Annotated in this window: 11 protein-coding genes and 1 pseudogene; 1 reads left to right on the forward strand and 11 read right to left on the reverse strand. The window is 41.2% G+C overall.

From position 1 onward, the window contains the following. Positions 1-218: pseudogene (locus BLR15_RS07435) on the reverse strand (IS21 family transposase); the annotation flags it as partial. Positions 219-284: 66 nt separating this feature from the next. On the opposite strand from BLR15_RS07435, the gene BLR15_RS07440 reads away from it, so the two are divergent. Beyond that, on the forward strand, positions 285-497 hold the full coding sequence (locus tag BLR15_RS07440) for a hypothetical protein (RefSeq protein WP_092986173.1): 213 nt from the start codon (positions 285-287) through the stop codon (positions 495-497). Positions 498-618: 121 nt separating this feature from the next. On the opposite strand, the gene BLR15_RS07445 is transcribed toward BLR15_RS07440, so the two are convergent. The 10 genes from BLR15_RS07445 to BLR15_RS07490 all read right to left on the reverse strand — a co-directional run bounded on the left by BLR15_RS07445 (position 619) and on the right by BLR15_RS07490 (position 16,961). Beyond that, complete coding sequence (locus tag BLR15_RS07445) at positions 619-1,755, reverse strand: YheC/YheD family protein (RefSeq protein ID WP_092986175.1); 1,137 nt, start codon at positions 1,753-1,755, stop codon at positions 619-621. 35 nt (positions 1,756-1,790) lie between these two features. Then, positions 1,791-3,260 (reverse strand): acylphosphatase, encoded by a 1,470-nt coding sequence (locus tag BLR15_RS07450; RefSeq protein WP_092986177.1) that lies wholly within the window; start codon positions 3,258-3,260, stop codon positions 1,791-1,793. Positions 3,261-3,501: 241 nt separating this feature from the next. Next, positions 3,502-5,130, reverse strand: a complete 1,629-nt coding sequence (locus tag BLR15_RS07455) for an ATP-binding protein (protein ID WP_176754090.1) — start codon at positions 5,128-5,130, stop codon at positions 3,502-3,504. 35 nt (positions 5,131-5,165) lie between these two features. After that, positions 5,166-6,767: an acylphosphatase gene (locus BLR15_RS07460; RefSeq protein ID WP_176754091.1), complete on the reverse strand. Its 1,602-nt coding sequence runs from the start codon at positions 6,765-6,767 to the stop codon at positions 5,166-5,168. 141 nt (positions 6,768-6,908) lie between these two features. Then, the gene (locus BLR15_RS07465; protein ID WP_092986183.1) at positions 6,909-8,336 is read right to left on the reverse strand and encodes an acylphosphatase; all 1,428 of its coding nucleotides are present in this window, start codon (positions 8,334-8,336) and stop codon (positions 6,909-6,911) included. 21 nt (positions 8,337-8,357) lie between these two features. After that, the gene (locus tag BLR15_RS07470) at positions 8,358-10,007 is read right to left on the reverse strand and encodes an acylphosphatase (RefSeq protein ID WP_092986185.1); all 1,650 of its coding nucleotides are present in this window, start codon (positions 10,005-10,007) and stop codon (positions 8,358-8,360) included. 33 nt (positions 10,008-10,040) lie between these two features. After that, entirely contained in the window at positions 10,041-11,669 is a 1,629-nt protein-coding gene (locus BLR15_RS07475; RefSeq protein ID WP_092986187.1) for an acylphosphatase, read from the reverse strand. Positions 11,670-11,700: 31 nt separating this feature from the next. Further along, the gene (locus tag BLR15_RS07480; RefSeq protein ID WP_245696674.1) at positions 11,701-13,110 is read right to left on the reverse strand and encodes an ATP-grasp fold amidoligase family protein; all 1,410 of its coding nucleotides are present in this window, start codon (positions 13,108-13,110) and stop codon (positions 11,701-11,703) included. After that, on the reverse strand, positions 13,094-15,124 hold the full coding sequence (locus BLR15_RS07485; protein ID WP_092986189.1) for a glycosyltransferase family 2 protein: 2,031 nt from the start codon (positions 15,122-15,124) through the stop codon (positions 13,094-13,096). The genes BLR15_RS07480 and BLR15_RS07485 overlap by 17 nt, the downstream gene beginning before the upstream one ends. Beyond that, complete coding sequence (locus tag BLR15_RS07490) at positions 15,117-16,961, reverse strand: glycosyltransferase family 2 protein (RefSeq protein ID WP_092986191.1); 1,845 nt, start codon at positions 16,959-16,961, stop codon at positions 15,117-15,119. Before BLR15_RS07490 ends, BLR15_RS07485 begins: the two co-directional genes overlap by 8 nt. Positions 16,962-16,977: the final 16 nt, after the last annotated feature.

Here is a 16,977-nt window from a genome sequence, read left to right on the forward strand (position 1 = left end):
CATTGAATCTCCAGTTTGTCATGGATGATCGGTTTAAATTCATCCAATTTACTCGGTCTGCTCATTCTTTTCTGCTCCTCTGTGTTTTGGCTTTCTGCCGCATAAGCTGCTTTCACCGTGCGATAGTCACACCCATACTGACGGGCTAATGCGGCAAAGTTGGGCTTGATACCATCGATCATAAATTTTTTGACTCCTTCACGTACGTCTTTCCTCATGAATATCCTCCTTAGATGTCATAAGAAAAGCATACAAAAAAATGTAGGTAAACCAACAATTTTAAATTGCCGATTTCCTACATTTTAATACTGCCATTTACACTTGGACAAAGTGATATAAAAGGAGGTTCCGGTACGAAATTCAAAGCTGGGGATACCATACTTTTAAGAGATGCACTCAATACGATGCTGGTGGAAAGCAGTAACAGCATTGCCTCAGCATTCGCACGTTTAGCCGGTGAAAAATTAATTCTTCAGGACAGGCAAAATTCTGACTAACCAAAATATCCCCTGCTGCAAAATTTTACATGCAACTGGGGATACTTTAGTTCCTGCAATCATTTATAATATCAATTTTGTATTTCATATAATCACAAAGTGAAAGTTTTTCTGTATTACATTACTTTCTTTTGTATTTTGATTTAAAAGTAATCATGATATTTTTTATTTGTTTTAATGATTTTTTAAAGACACCGGGGGCTTTATCCGCATCGTTTTTCATAGAAACATCATGACTATTATTGATTCCAATTATATTGCGTTGAATATATTTGTAATAATTGCTTCTTAAATATGCAATCTCGCCTATCAAGGATTTAAATGCAGGACCGTCATTAACCTCGAATAAGTACAACTCTCCATCTCGTCCAATACCTATATCTATCCCGAGTGACATTATATGAGTCCCTCTTAGTTCCTCGATTTTATAAGGCAGTGTAACAGCTAATTTCTTGAGCTTTTCATCTATCTCTTTCCATTTGCCACCATAATTAGCTTTTAAAAATGGAATCGGATCGGCTATTCCACCGCCCTGATTAACATTTGATATCACTTTCTGACCAATACCTATTCTAATGTAGTTCTTGGCACTCTGCCATTTACCACTTCCATTTTTTTCAACGTGTATTCTACAATCAAATGGATCTCCCTGAAGTGTTCTGGAAACGATATATTTTTGCACCAGGTATCTTTGATTCTCAATTTTCTCTATAAATAAATTAAAAAACTCGTCTTCACTCATGTTTTTTTCCAGTGTATTATGACCGACTTTATATTTATCTTCTGTTTTTTCTACAATGTAAATTCTCTTACCCTGGATGCCATCAGATGGCTTTAAAACCACCTTTGAATACTGATCCAGATAATTTAATATATCATCATAAGTTGACACATTATGTGTCGGTAACACTAAATGAGCGTACTTTGGATCTTCTCTCAAATATTCATGCAGTGCTTCTTTAGTCAAAATATTATCTCTATTATCTGATAAAAATGTTTTTTCTTTCAAATAATCAGTTACGGGTTTATACTTCTTTTTAAAGCAATATGGAGTAATATCTATAAAATCAGGGATCTCTCTTTCTTGTGTTACCCACTTATTATTTATCAGCATTTTCCCTGTCAGTGTTTCTTTTTCTATATTTACATCAGGTGGCCGAACAAAAATAATATCTATCCCATAAGCTTTACTGATTAAAGCAGTAATCCTTATAAGTTTAGGCGGTCTTATATAAGTAGACATTACACCAACAAGCATTTTTCAACTATCTCCTTTATAAACACTTAATAATCTTATTCATTTTTATTACTTAATACTATTTGGAATCCTAACTTGAACGTTCTGCTATCTACAGAGATATCAGTTTCTTCCACTGATTCAACTTTGGATTTTTTAGATCCTCTATTACATACCTTATTGAAATTTTCCAAGACCGCTTCATCTTCTCCGGATACAATCACTTCAATGGAATTTCTGCCTATCTTTCTCACATAACCATGCAGATTGCGTTTTAATGCCTGTCTTCTGATATATGACATGTATCCAACTTTCATCACTTTCCCTTTAACTACAAATCTCTTTGCATATAGACGACTGCTCAGAGGAGCCCGTGCTATCGCCACCTCTTCAGCAGCACTTGTTCTAAGCGGCTCAAGTACACTTGGATAATCAAAGTACCATGTTGATTTTTCTGCATCTATAGTTTCCGGGAAATAGTAATCAACGATGGCACCTGAGACATCTCTTGCTTTTCCATTCCACGGAAACATATGAAATGCAATTTCTGCAGTACCATTTACTTCTAATATGTTGCCTTTCTTATTATCATCCGGGTTAACAATGACATCGATTCCTGCCTGCGGGATTGATGGCAGAGCATTGACACCGTCGACTGCAATTTGTTTCACTTCATCGGTTAGTTCATCAGTATAATCCAATGGGTCTCCTCCGGCAGAAAGGTTGCTGACTTTTCTCATACTGATTGTTTCGCCTTTACCTGGAATGCTGTCCGTCGTCAAACCAAGCTCTTTAAGTGTCAGCTCAATTTCATAATCAACCTTTATAGGCTTGGACTTTAAATAGGGATTTTCCAGCCTCTCCTTATTCTTTAACTCTATCAATTCCGAAATTGTATGACTGCCGTCACCCTGAATATTTGCAGGGACTCTGTTCGTTGCTCCTATCACTTTATCCCCGACTACATATATTCTATACTCATCTCCAAAGAAATGCTTCTCTACAAGTATTTCTTTATAACTGTAACGTTTTTTAAAGTCTTCAATCGCATTACTGAGTGCTTCAGAATCTTTGATATTCGTGTAGACACCTCTGCCCATTGTGCCGTTTGCAGGTTTAATCACCACAGGAAAACCAATTTTTTCTGCGTAATCATAAATGCTCTTATCAACTATTTTAAACAATTCTCCACCTGTGACAGGCACCCCTTTATCACTGATGATTCTCTGCGTTTCTTTTTTATCCTGACAGATTCGGTAAGCTTCATTGGCAACCTTGTCTCCGCGTGAACAGAAAAAATGATGTGTTGTTGTATTTGAGCTGAGTGAAAAATGTTTTCCAAGTGTCATATTTCCTGATTTCATGGCAAGTTTTAAATGATCGACCGATTCTTTATACCATGTCAGCTTAAGTCCTCTTCTCCATCCCTCCAAGGCTATGAGATAAGCATCAAGTTTAAAACCTTCAATACCTTCTACAACTTCTTTTGGGAGTTTAGGAAGCAGTTCAACATTTATATTACTCATAATGATTCTCCTTAGAACATTAGAAATTTGACTGATTGATTGCATATTCTCTTTTTTGTTATCAGTATACACTCTGCCATCCTGTAAAATCAATTCAGTATATGCTTTTTACATCTGTTATATATTAGATTTTATCAGGAAATAATACTTTTAAAAATGAAAATCGTCTGCAAAATTATCCGGATGTCCATTTTAACGGTTACAGACAGATAATCACAGACGACTTATTACAAGTTCAGTTTTATTTGTTTTTATTTACTTTTGACATTAATTTTCTTAGTGGTGCAGTCAACTGCCAGGATTTACTGTTCTTCATGTCCTGAAGTTCTTTTGACAGTACCTGGTTCTTCTTCTCTTCCGCCTTCAATTTTTGCAAATCGGTTTTAGCCGTTTTTTCTTTCTTTGCAGTTGGTCTATCGGGAACTTCAGATGGTTCTATAACCGGCTTGTTTCCAACTTTTTTAAAATAAAAAGGATATAATCCTTTCAGTTTGACATCATCCACAATTTTCAAGCGGGTGCTGGAAGTGACTCTTTGTTTCAGGTCACTCATAAAGTTATTAACTTTTGCATTTCTGCCCGCTATTTTAATCTTAAATTCATCATTACCTATTCTTGTAATTTCTCCACCAATTCTCATGTTGACTGCTCTTTGGTGAATCCAGTCCAGCAGTCTTTCAGAGCCGCCTGTAATGTCAATTTCGACAGCTTTCAGCCGGCCTTTAGGCAGTGGAGGCACTGTTACAGATTTAACGGCACCACTTTTTAATATATCGATGATTCCGTCGAAGTCATATACAAAATGATCATTATTTTTAGGTTTTTTATCTATTGTTTCCGGGAAATAATGATCGATGATTGCCTTGTGTACACCCCTCGGCTTCCCTTCCATCGGGTAAAGATGTCCTGCAATGTTGGGATTCGCGTTCAATTCCAGAATATATCCCTGATTGCGGCCGTGATCTATCATAAGGTCAAGACCACTCATAAACATGCCTGGGACAGCCTTGACTGCATTGATGGCGGTCTCTTTCATCTTATCTGATAATTCTTCTGTTATATCAATTTTTTCACCGGCATCCGAGGACAGTGTTTTTTCGGCCAGAAATACTCTCTGACCTTTTTCCGGTACGGAATCAATCGTGTAACCTTGTCCTGTCAAATATGCCAGCACTTCTTCATTAATGTCAATTTCATGCTTTTTTGCATATGGATTGTTTTTTCTTATACGTTTCTTTTCGTCTACCAGCTCACTGATTGTACTGTAACCATCACCAAAAACATTAAGTGGTACACGTTTATATGCTGCAACAACTTTATCGTCAATCACATAGACCCTTGTGTCATCACCCTTGATATACTGCTCTATTATTATATCGGTGGAGCCCAGTTCGTCTTTCAAATGATTGAGTGCATCTCTCAGCTCATTTTCATCACGCAGGTCAGTCATGACACCTTTTCCAAGCCTGCCGTCTGTTGGTTTGGCAACCACCGGATAACCCAGTTCATCAGCATATTTAAGCGTTTCTTCTATACCCTTATCAATATCCACTGATTTCCCCTCCGGGACAGAGACACCGGCAGCACTTAAATGCTGCTTCGTTAGAGACTTATCGTTAACAATCTTACGGGCTTCCGATTCAACTTTTCCACCCAGCGAATATTGGAATTTATAAGCTTTACCTTCATTCTCCAACAAGTAAAATATTCTCATCCTGTTTTTAACTGTAACAGTATAGAATTGAAGACCGACGCCTCTTCTCCATGCCTCCAAAGCGACATTGTAGGTAATCAGGGAAGGTCCGGCAGCCCTTTTTGGAAGCATTGAATTATGCTCTGTATAATCGTTTAAAGTACCTTCTTTTATCATTTTCATCCTCCTATTCAACAACAGATGAGTTTATTCTACTTTTTAAATTTGGACCTGAATTTTCTTAAAGGTTTTGTGATTTTTTGTGAACGGCTGTTCTTAATACTTTCAAGCTCATCTTCTAATTTCTTCTTCTCTTTATTGATTTTATTCATTTGTGTTTTATATTTTTTCAGTTCAGTCTTTAAATTTTCCACTTCTCCAGTTTTATCAGTCTTACTCTGAATTATATGGAATCCTACTCTCAAATTTTTAGAAGAGAATTTCTCGGTTATCGACTGAATTTTAAATCGTTTTTTTAGTTGATTATTCAGGATGTCTCTAAACTGCCTCACTCTTTTTGGAGTGCCTGATACAACAATCGAAGTATTACCGCTCTCCAGAGTTTTGATATAACCATTCAATTTTAATAAAATCGCATGTTTTCTGACATTCCTGTCAAATAACCGTGTTCTGTCTACACCTTTCAGAAGAAAGCGCTTGGATATTATTTTTCCGCGGTTGACATCCGGAACTGTCACTTCTTTTGCATTTCCGGACCAAAGGGTTTCATAAATGAAAGGGAGATCAAAGTAATATTTGTTTCTTTTCTCATTATCAACAGTTTCGGGAAAATAATAATCAATTATTGCTTTAGGAATGTCTCTTGCCTTACCTTCCATTGGAAAGAGATGATTACTGATTTGTGGCCTTGAGTTTATTTCATTTATATACCCGGTGCCTTCTTCTTCATTGATCAACATATCAACATTACAATGAGGAAGTCCCGGTATTGCATCGACGGCATCGACAGCAATCTGTTTTAAGTGATCTGACATATCATCAGTAACATCCACCGGATCTCTTTCTTTAAAGTATGTTCCGTGCGCCCTGACATACACTCTTTCACCTTCATCTGGAATACTTGTAAGGGAGTAATTGTTAGACTTGAGAAAGTCTTTCAAATCCTGATTAATTTTTATACTTCTGTTCTTTATGAAAGGGTTATTCTTTCTTTTTATATTTTTAATTTTTATCAATTCTGATATCGAACTCTTACCATCACCGATTACATTTGCTGTAATTCTCTTATAGGCACCTGCCACATAACCATCTATGACGTAAACACGATAATCTACGCCGACTATGAATCTTTCAATTATCAGATTATTATAATTCAATTCTTCTCTGACATGTTTAACTGCATTTTCAAGTTCTTCTACAGTTTTGATGTTTGTAATGACACCTTCGCCGCTTTTACCATCCGTCGGTTTGACAACAAGAGGAAAACGAAGCTTTTTTCCATACTCGACGATTTCATGATTATCGACTGTATCGTTGAAGCTTTCACCTTCCGGAATAGGTACGTTGTTCTTTTTCAAATAATAATAGGTTAACGGTTTCTCTTCACAGATTCTTATCGCATCAGGTGTGACAGCATCTCCTCTTGCGACAGAAAATATATGTTCTTTCTCTCCATCGCTAAGTGAGTACTTTAAGGCGGGCGATATGTTATATCCCGGTGCTTTTATAAACTTGAGTGTCAGACCTCTTCTCCAGCCTTCACTTGCCATAGCATATATATCTGTACGGTAGGCACTGATGCCAGGTGGTCTGTTATTCAGATGAGGCAGCCAGTTTTCATCAAAATTTTCCATAGATTTTCTCCTTCGATAAAATAACTTGAAATCACTCATACCCTGAATGAGATATTTTAAATTATCTTATCTTTTTCTGATTAATACAAACTAAACTCTTTTAATATTTATCCTTTATAAAAAATGAAAAGCCCACATGAGTCATTTAATTTCAAACCCTATTTTAATTCTGTTTGTCCATACATATTCCCTGACATTTTTAACTTTTGCCCGTCTCGGACCTTCATAACATAGGTGTTTAAAATTATCCACCCTATATTTGTCCAGTCCTGCCACGACTACTACAACATCACCGTTTTTTAAATTACGGGCATAACCATGGAGTCCTTCCCGAATGGCATTGTTTTCCGACCATATCCTGTATCCTACTTTTTGGACTTTACCGGATATGATATAGCGCTTGGCATATATTTCACCAACAGGCGCATCTGTGACTTCTATCCGCTTGATTGAATTACTTCTCAGTTGAGATAAAATGGATGGATAATCGAAATACAGCACATTGCTCTTATCAATGTCTTTAGTCTCCGGAAAATAATAATCTATGATTTTCTCGGCCACGTTCTGTGATTCACCATACAAGGGAAATGTGTGGAGGGCGGTACTCCCTGTAGAATTTATCTCAATAACCACAGCGTCTTTTTCGTTTACAATCATGTCTACCCCGGCATGATTGAGTCCCGGTATAGCTTTTACAGCTTCTATCGCGACTTCTCTGACTTCAGACCTGATGGTGTCAGTGACATCAACTGAATCTCCGCCAGCAGAAATATTGCTTTCACCTTTCAGATATACAATTTCATCTTTATCCGGCACATCTGACAGCTGCAGATTCTGCTTCTTCAAATAATTTTTCATTCTGTCGTCAATTTTAATAAGCCGGGTCACTGTATGCGGGTTGCTTTTCCTAGATTCATTTTTAAAGGATATCAGCTCTTCGATCGAACTTGTACCATCACCTGTTACATTGGCTGAAGTACGTTTCGTTGCGGCTGCGATTTCATCTCCAACAACATAAACGCGTATGTCTTCACCTTCAATATGCTGCTCTGCAATGAAGTCGGTATAGTCAAATGTTGCTTTAATATACTCGAGACTTTCTTTGAAAAATTCTTCAGTCTGGATATTGGTTGTCACACCCTTCCCCAGACTGCCGAATGTAGGTTTCAATACGAAGGGACCCTGATTCTCAAATAATGATTCCGTCACTTCTTCAACAGGAGTTTCGCTTGTGAAACTGAAACCTTCAGGGATGGGAACGCCTGCTTTTTTCAGGTATTTTTTCGCCAGCTCCTTGTCAGTGCCGATATCCACCGCTTCATTGGATATTTTATCTCCTCTTGTCCGGTAGAAGAAATGACTTTTATATTCTGATGACAGTGAAAACAATTTGCCGATTGGATCGAAACCGATCAGTTTCAAATCTGTGCGGGGGGTATTGTGCTCATGGAAAGTAAGGGACAACCCCCGGCGCCAGCCTTCAAGTGCCACAAGATAGGCATCTATATTGAATCTGCGTACACCTTTCAGCATTTCCTTGTCCAGCCAAAAAGGATAAGTTTCTGTCATTTGATTACCTCCGTATATGGCCTATTTTGTCTTTCTGTCTTTTATCTTTTCACTCAGAGTTCTTAATGGTGCTGTATATTTCCATGATGAGCTGTTCAAAATATGTTTGTTATCCTTGACTACCCTGTCTCTCTGTTTTTTAAGGTGAGTCAGGTCTTTATTCATCCTGCGCAGTGCATGCTGGACTGATTTTACGCTTCTGGTATTATATTTTTCCGTGATTTCAAATCCGACTGTCACCGGTTCATCCCATTTCTCCCCAGTAATCTTTTTTACTTTTGAAGCCTGAGGATAATTAGAAATTTGTTCTTTGAAGTCGTCGATTAGTGCTGTATCTGTACCAGCGATTACGATTTCTATCTCGTTAAACACGGTATTTTTCACATAACCATGCAGATTTCTGTCCAGTGCATTCTGCTTCAGCCAGCGGTGGAAACTGTGGCGCTGGACTTGTCCGGTGACGACAAAACGCTTGATATGAAGTTTGCCCATCGGTGCGGGTGATACTTCAACTTCCAAAGCTGACCTGTTTTCAAGAGGTTCAAGCACATTGATGAAATCGAAGTAGACTTTGGACTCTTTTGTATCTATATCTGCCGTTTCCGGAAAATAATAATCTATGATCGCACCAGGTACATCACGTGCTGTCCCTCTCAGTGGAAAAAGCGCGCCGCCGATCTGGGCTGTAGGGTTCAATTCTATAACTACTGCCGGTACATTCTGCGCTCTGTTTTCATTCACGATGATGTCCACTCCACCGTGGGTGAACCCGGGTATCGCTTTTAATGCATCGATTGCAATCTGTTTGATTTCATCAGACAGGTCATCTGTTGCATCCAGCGGGTCACCGCCTGTCGACACATTCGTTTTTTGTCTGAGATAAATGCGTTCGCCCTTTTCCGGAATGCTGGTCAGAGCGTAGCCCGCCTCCTGGATGAATTCCAGAATTTCTATATCCATTTCGATCAGACAGCTGTTCAGCCGTGCATTCTTTCTTCTCTCTCTGTTCTTCAGACCAATCAGTTCTTCAATGTCGTGCTTGCCGTCACCGATGATATTGGCCGGTTTTCTGTTATAGATGGCGACGACTTTGTCATCCACCACGTAAACCCGGTACTCTTCACCTTCAACGTGCTGCTCCACTATTACTTCCCCATAACCGAGGTCATGTCGGACATATTCCAGTGCCTTCAGAAAGCCCTGGTCATCTTGTATATTTGTAACAACTCCGTCACCCTGGCTGGCATTCGTCGGCTTAAAGACAATTGGATAATCAATCGTTTTGGAATACTCTATAATCTCTTCATCTGTTGCCTCTGCTGGAAATCCTTTCCCAAGAGGAACCGGTACTCCCTTTTCTTTTAATACTTCTTTTGTCTCATCTTTTTCAGAACCGACTTCCACCGCTTCATTGGAAACTTTATCCCCACGTGTCCTGAAGAAATAGTGTGTTTTTTCTTCATTTGACAGAGAAAAGAGCCTCCCGGGCGGGTTGACACCAAAAATAATCATATCATCAAAATGTTTGGAGTCTTTTGTATACCATGTCAGTTTAAGTCCTCTGCGCCAGCCTTCCAATGCAACAGCAAATGCATCCAGACGTGTTTTTCTGGCATTTTTAACAATATCTCCGGTGAGTTGAGGCAGACTGATGCCTTCATTTCCGTCCATTATTAATTCCTCCCTGTGGAATTTTATAAATACTTATTTTTTGAACTTCTTGATTACTCCGCCGGCTAAACGCACTGGCAGCGTGACTTTCCAGGAAGTACTGCGATGAAATTTTCTGTTCTCAACTTCTGCTTTCTTTCTTTCATACTCAGTAATATCCAATTCTCTTTTATATTCCTTCAATTCTCTTAACTGTGTTTTCAAATCTGTTTTTATTTCAAATCCTACTTTGATCGGGCCGTCATAATCCTCTTTTTGCACTTCGAAGACCTGGGCTCTTTCTTCATCTTCCCAAAATCCATTTTCAACATCATCAACCATATCAGCGTCTATACCGCCGACTACTACTTCTATTCCACCATTCTCAAGGTTCATTACTGAACCATGGAGATCCCTCTCAAAAGCCTGCTTTCTCAGTCCACGGTGATAGCCGATATTCTGTACATCTCCAGTAACAATATACTTTTTGGCAAATATTTTTCCGTAAGGAGATGGTGTGACAGTCGTTGTCATAGCATCTCTTGACTGCAGGGGATCAAGCACATCATAAAAATCAAAATATGTGCGTGTTCTGTCTACATGATGGCTTTTTGTCTCCGGAAAATAATAGTCAATGATTGCAGAAGGTACATCTCTCGATTTCCCATTGATTGGAAACAATAATCCACCGAGCTGTGATGTCGGGTTCAATTCGATGACATATGCTTTTACATCATCAGCGTTTTCATCAATGATTATATCCACTGCGCCATGTTCCAGTCCGGATACTGCCCTCAAAGCATTTACCGCCGTGTCTTTCACTTCGTGTGATATTTCATCAAAGACATCGACAGGATCACCGCCGATCGAAATATTCGCCTTATCACTGAGAAAGACATGTTCACCAGCTTGTGGGACAGTCTTCAAATTATAATTTTTTCGTGCAAGATAATCTTTCGTTTCCTGATTGACAATGATTGGACAGCTTATCAGTCTTGGATTATCATTTCTGATTTCATTTTTTTGTTTAATCAGCTGTTGGATAGTGAGGTGCCCGTCTCCTGTTACATTTGGAGGAGTACGGTGCATGGCAGCTATCGCCTGGTCCCCGACTACGTATAGCCTGTAGTCTTCGCCTCCAATATACTGCTCTATGATGACATCTTTATATCCGAGTTCTCTCCGCACATAAACAAGTGCATTTTCGAGTTCACCAGCACTAGCAATGTTGGAGACAACGCCTCTTCCAAAGCTGCCATCAGTCGGCTTCAGGACTACAGGGTAACCCAGATCTTCCGCATAGCTGACCAGCACCTCGTCCTGTGCGCCTTCAGCGAAACGTCTGCCTTCAGGAATCAATACCCCCGCTTCTTTGAGTGCGCTGTTCGTTTTTTCTTTATTTTTACCAATCTGAACCGCTTCATTTGTCACTTTATCTCCTCTGGATCTGAAGAAATAATGTGTTTTTTCTTTTGAGCTCAAAGAAAAGAGCTGGCCGGGACGGTCAACAAACCATGTCTCCATATTTTTGAATTTCTCAGAGTCCTTTACATGCCATCTCAATTTTAATCCTCTGCGCCAACCCTCCAGAGCTACGGCATATGCATCCAGAAAGTTACCTTCAACTTCAGAAACGATTTCATTTGATAAATGTGGCAACCATTCCGTTTTAATCTCTTCCATTCCTATAGCCTCCTAAACTCTCAACACTTGTCTATCCTTGTCTTGACTCCATATATGTAGTGAACGCTTCATGATTGATTAAATCGTAAGTCAGCCTCGCTTCTGCTTCAAGGAAAAAGTCACCCATCCACTGATCGGTCTCTTTATCGAATTCATCATAATTACCCGGTTTCGGTGTAAATTCGCCGAACACGAGCCCGTCCTCAGACTTCAGGAAGTCTATTCTTATGAACGGTGCGGGAATCTCTTTGCTTATCTTCGATGCCATTTCAATCTCTGACGGTGTCACTCCTTCACCTAAGAAGGGTTCATTATCATATTTACCTGTACGGACACGTTCACCGTCTGCCGTCCACCAGCAGTATTTCAGTTCAGGGTATCTGTTGATTTCAAGCACAAGGCCGACCTTTCCGTAAAAGCAGTAGAATTTGATGTCGCTGCCGGGTGTTTTATTTTCCTTGTCTTCCAGAATCAGTTCTTCGGTCATCCAGTCATCTTCAGAGACCCGGCCTGTATCGAGGTCTTCTTTCATGCTGCTCCTGAGTGCTTCCTTGCTGTCCAGTTTCCTTGCACGTTTGAGGTCAATTATATCACTAAAATCATGGATGAGGTATACGCCGCGTGCACCTGCACCGTCAGCGGGCTTGACCACCGTCGACGGGTCGATTTCAAGTTCATCCGCTTTAAAAGACTTTTCTGATGTCCACGGTCTTCTGATATTCAGTTTATCCATAAATTCATAAGCAGCCTTTTTATCATCCAGAATATATTCCGGCAGTGTGCCAAAAAGCTGCGACTGTCTGATTCTCATGTTCAGGCTCGCCCGGAAGGATGCGGCATGTGACAGCTGCACGTTATCCGTAAACGCTTCCCTCATCATGAATTCCGGAATATCTTCGATCTTCAGACCTTGGAGCAGGGTTTCATAGACCGTGCGTCTGTATGCGTCACGCTCATTCATGAATAGTCTGCCGGCATATGTGAGTGCATCGTTATAGTTCTTGTCGTGCTGCTGCTTCCTGACGACCGCTTTTTCGATGTAGTTCATGAGACTGGCATCATTTTTCATCTCTCTCACAGACTTTTGAACTTTGATGCTGTTCATTGAAACACCATCCAGTCTTGCCTGCTGCAGTGCTTCCTTCGTTTCCCTGAGCTCATTTTTCACCGCTGCCAGTTCTGCTTCAAGCATGCGGATTTCTTCTTGATGTCTATTTTTTGAGCCCAGATTTTTAAGCGGTCCTGCCGATTTATAAGTCTTGCTGCTTTTTATCTGACGGGTACGTTTATCTGCCTGCGATTTTTCAAGTTCTGCCCTGTCTATTTCCGCCTCTGTCTGGATTAAAGCTTTGATCAGACTGCTGTCCGTTCTTTTTGTTTTATTATCATCAGCCATGATTGTCACCGTCCTGTTTTCTAAAAGGTTATATAATCCAGTCATCCAGCATCCGTGCATAGTCCGACCAGTTTTCAGCTGCTAGCCTGATGTGCTGTTTATTGACGGCTTCGCGCACTGAATCATTTGCTGGATACCATTTTACCTCTTTCCCCGCATATTCTGAAGCATTTCGAGTATACTGCCTCAGCCGCTTTGGGGCACTTTCAAGGAGGCCCCTCACTATTTCCGCCTTGACTGCCGGCACATACTCCTGGTGTTCTTCAAATACACCGGGGTGTTTGATGAGCATTACATCCGCATTGATATATTCTCCGTAAACAATCATCTGGACATGTTCACCGTCTATCAGCTGTCTGATACTTTCATCAATTTCTTTCTTGATGCTGAAGTCGTAATGAGCCATCTGAACGAGTCCCGTACGGAGTCCGCGCCGTTTATTGAGCTGGATTTCCTTGATGGTATCCTGATGACGGCTGCCATCCAATCTGAAGTCAGCGATGATTACGATATCAAAATGTCTGTAACCGTCTGTCTTCATTTCCCTTTTCGTCCACATGGGTTCAGGTACGGGATATTTGCGGTCATTCCGGTTGAAAGGGTAGTACAGTTCGAGTCTGTCTGAATGTTTGTGGTATCTTCTGTGCACTTCTGCATACTCTTTCCTCACACCCATCAGAAATCCTTTGTAGCCGAAGGCTGAACTCGCGGTGAGTGAACCTGAGGACTGTCTTGGAAATGACAGGGGACCGCTATCGAGATCTTTCACTGCATCGCTGCCGAAAACGGCGGCCATCCTTTTTTTATATTCACTGTCTGCCGCAAAACGAACAGTATCCCAGTAACCGATATTTTCTAAAACTTGCCGTCTTCTGAACATCAGGGATGACATATTTGAAAAAATATAAGTTCCGGGGGTACCTCTTCTGTGAAGTTTCAGCTCTTCCGTCAATCTCGCATGCGCGGATGTGTTCGCGATGATATCCTCATTGTCCATCAGGTGTTTCGCCTGGATTTCAATCTTTTCAGGACGGGACCAGTCGTCGGCATCATTGATTGTGACAAATTCACCGGACGCCTCTTTCAGTGCGATATTCCTTGCGACATAGGGCCCGCTGTTTTCAGGTGTCGACAGGAGTTTTACCCTGCCGTCTTTTTCTGCATATCTTTCAACGATTTCACGGGTGTTATCGGGACTGCAATCGTCAACGACTAAGAGTTCGATATTGTTCCACGTCTGATTGAGGATGGAGCCGATTCCTGCAGATATGCCGTCCGCTGCATTGTAGGCCGGCATGATGACGGTGATTTTCGGCCCGCCGGTGTCACGGCTTCTGCATGCAGTCAGTTCTTCATATGTGCTGCCGCCGAATTCAATGGGAGCGAGACCGTAAAACTTGTTGGTTTTATTGATCCACTCTGCCCGCTCATCAAGATCGTCCTCCAGATTCGCCATGGCGAGATAAATATCCGGATGGTCCTGATGCATGACGGTCTTCAGTATCTTTTCAGCTGCAGTTTTCAGTTTCAGCCTGTCTGCACATTCTGCGGCAATGACGGCCGCCTTTCTCAAAAAGTCTTCATCTTTGACGCCGCGTACCGCCTGCGGTAAATATTCAAATGCCCGGCGGGCACCTGTATTCGTATATTTATTGGCATGCCACAAAGTCAGTTCCCAGGCGATGGCCCTTTTCAGGTTATTACTGTTTGTTCTGTCATAAAGATGCTCCAGATCTTTCAAGGCTCTTGTTGTAAACCCCAGATCATATAAATGATAAGTATACGCCTTCAGTTTATTCTGTGCGTCCTTCCTTCTGTAGGAAGCGCTGTACAACTGTTTGCGGTTCCGTCTGCCAAGCGCATACGCACCGGAGGCACGGACAAAGCCTTTCAGGTTTTTCGGCAGACGTTTCGCATTATCGATGAAACGTTCCGCATTATTGAACTCGGTCTGCGCATTTTTCAGTTCATCAAAGGATTCTTTTTTTTCCGCTTCAGTTCTTGCGAGTATAGCTTCAAGCTGCTGCAGCTCCGCCGCGAGCTGTTCGTTTTTAAGCATCCGAAATATCCTCCGCTCTTATACCGAAATACGCTTCCAGCCGGTTTTGAACCTTATCTCTGAATCTGCTATCGATGAGTTCCAAGTTCTCCACATCTGCATTCTCGGCAATTATTTCCGGACGGTATTTCTGCCATGTGAGCAGAAGTTGAGGTTCTTTCAAAATCAGTCTGTCCGTTTTGATTTTTTCTCCATAGACCAGCATCTGTACATTCCTGCCGTCCACCGCATTTCTGATATCCTGTTCGATATCATTTTGGAAATCCAGGTCATATTCATACAGCTGCACCAGTCCGATACGATCATATTCCTTTTTCAGCTGGTTGATTTTGTATAAGTGCTCTGTGCCCTTTTTCCTGAAATCCCCCGCCAGGACCACATCAAAGTATCTCCAGCCTTCTGTTTTTTCTTCACGTGCCGGCCACATCGGTTCGGGAACCGGGAATGGCCGCGCCACTTGCGGAAAGTGGTAATACAGGTTTGTTGCAGCATTATGATGATGTTCCAGTGCTTCAACATACTCTTTTCTGACACCCATGAAGAAGCCGTCATAGCCGAATGCCGAACTGCCTGTCAGTGATGAAACGGACTGTCTCGGCAATGACAGCGGCCCTGATTTCAGGTCAACATAGGCTTTTTGTCCGAATGTTTTAATCAGTCGGCGCTTGAATTCACCGTCTGCAGCAAAACGCACACTGTCCCAGTAGCCGATCTTATCCAGCACTTCATCTTTTCTGAACATGATGGATGACATATTCGGAAAGATATATTTGCCGGGCGTCCCTCTCCTGTACAATGTCAATTCCTCCGTCAGCCTTGCATGTTCGGAAGTGTTTGCGATGATCTTGTCGTTTTCCATCAAGTGTCTGACCTGCGTTTCAATCTTCTGCTCATGTGACCAGTCGTCCGCATCATTGATCGTGATGAATTCACCCGAAGCTTCTTTCATGGCGATGTTTCTTGCTGTGTACGGTCCGCTGTTTTTCGGGGTGGACAGCAGTTTCACCCTGGAATCTTTCTCCGCATATTCCATGATTGTTTCAACTGTGCCGTCCGGACTGCAGTCATCCACAACAACGAGCTCCAGATTCTGCCATGATTGGGACAGAATCGATTCAATGGCGATTCTGATGCCGGACTCCGCCTTGAATGCCGGAAGTATCACCGACACTTTCGGTCCCTCATACACTTTGTCATTTTCATCCGGTGATAATGTAACCAGATCATCGTAAGTCGCAGCACTGTAATCCGTTTTAAAGCCGATCGGCTTTAAATCATACATCCCAAATGCCTTGTTGATGTATTTCATACGTTCTTCGATATCGTCTTCAAGGTTTGCGAGCGCGAGATACAAATCCGGATGTTCAGCGTTATCTAGCTGTTTCTTTAACAGTTCGGCCGCGTGTTCCTTATGTGCCAGACGGCCGAAGCATTCTGCAGTGACGATGACTATCCTTCTCTGCTGATCCCTGTTCTGTTCACCTTCTGCTGCTTCGGGCAGATGCTTGATCGCTTCTTTGGCACCTTCAAAAGTATTTTTATTGGCGTGCCAAAGACTCATCTCCCAGGAGATGAGTCTTTTAATTTCATTATTTTCAGTTTCCATCTGGAATTTCTGTATGTCTTTTAATGCCTGATCGGTAAACCCCAGATTATAAAGGTGATGTTTCAAAGATTTCAGTTTCCGTCTTTCACGAAACTTCTTGCCATTAAGAAGCCGGGTGATATTTTCTTTCTGTTTTTTCGAGAGCATATCCCCGATCTGTTTCCGCTGTTTTTCACCCATGACTGAATAGACCATCCAGTCTACAGGTTTTGATATCAGTTTTTTCAGCAATTAAAACACCACCTTC

This window comes from Lacicoccus qingdaonensis, assembly GCF_900101075.1.
In the GTDB taxonomy this organism is placed as follows: domain Bacteria; phylum Bacillota; class Bacilli; order Staphylococcales; family Salinicoccaceae; genus Lacicoccus; species Lacicoccus qingdaonensis.